General features: G+C 64.5%; 3 protein-coding genes. All 3 read left to right on the top strand.

The features are described from left to right. Positions 1-900, top strand: a 900-nt coding sequence (locus ENZ75_RS29075; RefSeq protein WP_128278519.1) for a substrate-binding domain-containing protein, incomplete at its 5' end; no start/stop codon positions are given. A 66-nt stretch (positions 901-966) separates the two neighbouring features. Continuing rightward, positions 967-1,704, top strand: a complete 738-nt coding sequence (locus tag ENZ75_RS29070) for an ATP-binding cassette domain-containing protein (RefSeq protein ID WP_013533018.1) — start codon at positions 967-969, stop codon at positions 1,702-1,704. Next, positions 1,697-2,351, top strand: a 655-nt coding sequence (locus tag ENZ75_RS29065) for an ATP-binding cassette domain-containing protein (RefSeq protein ID WP_164888084.1), incomplete at its 3' end; no start/stop codon positions are given. The genes ENZ75_RS29070 and ENZ75_RS29065, both read left to right, overlap by 8 nt.

Genomic DNA, 2,351 nt, shown 5'->3' with positions numbered 1-2,351 from the left:
GTGTCCAGCTTCGAGGTGTCTGATTCCAACAATGACGCCAGCCAGCAGATCAACCAGATCCGCGCCTTCATCGACAAGAAGTGCTCGATCATCACCTCGATCCCGGGCTCGGCGACGGCACTCGATGATGCGATCGACGCTGCCGCCAAAGCCGGCATTCCGTTCATCACCGCTGCCGGTTCGGTGACCAGCCCGAACGCCATCAATGTCGATTCCAACTATGCGCGCTGGGGCTACGACATGATGGCGGCGATCGGCAAGGCGCAGCCGGACGGCGCCAGCATCCTTCTGGTCGAAGGCATCGCCGGACACCCGATCGTGGTGCAGGAGCGCCAGGGCGCGGACAAGGCGCTGACTGAAAATCCGAAGCTGAAGATCTCGCGCAATGTCAATGGCAACTGGACAGCCAACGTCACCAAGACCGTGGTGCTGCAGGCGATCGCCACCAACCCGGCGCCGATCGATGCAGTGTGGACGACAGGCAGCGAAAGCCGCGTCGTCGCCGAAGCCTTCGCAGAAGCCGGCCGGCCCGCACCATTGATCACCGGCTCGATCACCGGCGATGCGCTGGGCTACTGGAAGGCCAACCCCGACAAGTACCGCTTCGAAGGCCATGCGGTGCTGCCGCATTGGACCGCGCAGACGCTGTTCCGCGTCGGCGAGCGCATGCTCGACGGGCAGAAGCCGAAGCTGAACACGCTGCTGATCCCGATCCCGCCTGTCCACACCGCCGATCTCGGTGCCTGGTACAAGGACTGCATGACGACGGACGCCGTGTCTATCTTCCCGATCCCGCCGAAAGATCCGATGCCGGAGGAATGGCTCGACGCCTATTTCTCGAACCCGGCGCCAACCAAGGGCTGGGACTATTCGAAGGTGCCCGATGCCTGTGCAAAGTGACGCCTGCTAATCTCTCAACAGGCCGGCTCCTTTCGGGGAGCCGGCCTGCCAGCATCGAAATGCGACATGCTTGAAGTCAAAACCATATCCAAACGCTATGGCGAGACGATCGCGCTCGCGGACGCATCGATCGCGTTTCGGGCGGGAACCATCCACACCATCCTGGGCGAGAACGGTTCGGGCAAGAGCACGATGGTCAAGCTGTTGTCCGGCATCGTCCAGCCGGACAGCGGCGCGATCCTCCTGCACGGCAAGCCGTTCTCGGGCGCCAACCCCTCGGCCTTCCAGGCGCAAGGCTTCGCCACGGTGTTCCAGGAGGTGCTGATCGCGCCGGATCGCAGCGTGACCGACAACATCCTGCTCGGCCTCGACGGGCTGGTCCGGCGCGCTGTGCCCCGCAACGAGCGCCGTGACCGGGCGAAAGCTGCGCTTAAGCGCTTCGCGGTCACCGACGTCCCTCTCGACATGCCAGCCGGCCTGCTGCCGCTCGCCGCGCAGCAATTGGTCGTCCTTGCTCGCGCGATCGTGCGCAACCCAAAGATCCTGATCCTCGACGAGGTCACCGCCGCGCTCGACTTCGCCGATCGCGAATCCGTTTTTTCGTTGATGCGTGCGCTTGCCGGCGAGGGCTGCCTGATCCTGTTCATCACCCACCGCATGGACGAGGTGATGTCGCTTTCGGATCGCATCTCGATCCTGCGGGGCGGCAGCGTGGTGCGCACCGAAGAGCGCGGCGCTTCGACGCCGGCTGAGCTTCTCAAGACAATGGCGCCACGTACCGCCGCGGAGCTTGCGCATGGCTGATCGCACCGCTCTCGATTTTGGTGGTCTTGCCGTTCGCGAACTCGTCATCGCGCCCGGCGCCAGCCCGATCACGCAGGCAATCGCTCCGGGTGAGATCGTCGGGCTTGCCGGCCTCGATGGTCATGGCCAGGAGCTGTTTCTCAAGATGCTTGCTGGCCTGGAACCGCCGCATGGCGGCTCGATCGAGCTCGGTGCATCGGATGCGTCCCGTAAGATCACCGGGTTTCGCAAGGCTGTCGCCAGCGGCATCGCCTATTTGCCGCGCGACCGACGCGCCAACGGCATTTTCCCGACGCAGTCGGTGCTCGACAACTTCGCCGTTTCGACTCTGTCGCGCGACACACGGCTCGGCCTGATCAGCCCGGCGGCGCGCAAGGCGCGCTACGACATCTACCGCGAAAAACTGTCAATCGCCGCACCCCGGCCCGATGCCACGATCACCACTTTGTCGGGCGGCAACCAGCAGAAGGTGCTGCTGGCGCGGGCCTTGGCGCTGGAGCCCGCGATCCTGCTCCTCAACGATCCGACGCGTGGCGTCGACGTGGCGACGCGGCATGTTCTCTACGACGTGTTTCGCGGGCTGGCGGCCGACGGCATGGGGCTCGTCATCCTGTCCAGCGAAATCGAGGAGATTCTTCTCCTGTGCC

The sequence above is a fragment of the Mesorhizobium sp. M7A.F.Ca.CA.002.04.1.1 genome, from assembly GCF_004022805.1.
In the GTDB taxonomy this organism is placed as follows: Bacteria; Pseudomonadota; Alphaproteobacteria; order Rhizobiales; family Rhizobiaceae; genus Mesorhizobium; species Mesorhizobium ciceri.
This window is presented reverse-complemented; position numbering and strand designations above follow the sequence as displayed.

Coding starts and splice junctions, on each gene's coding strand:
- ENZ75_RS29070 (WP_013533018.1), top strand. CDS start 967: ATGCTTGAAGTCAAAACCATATCCAAACGCTATGGCGAGACGATCGCG.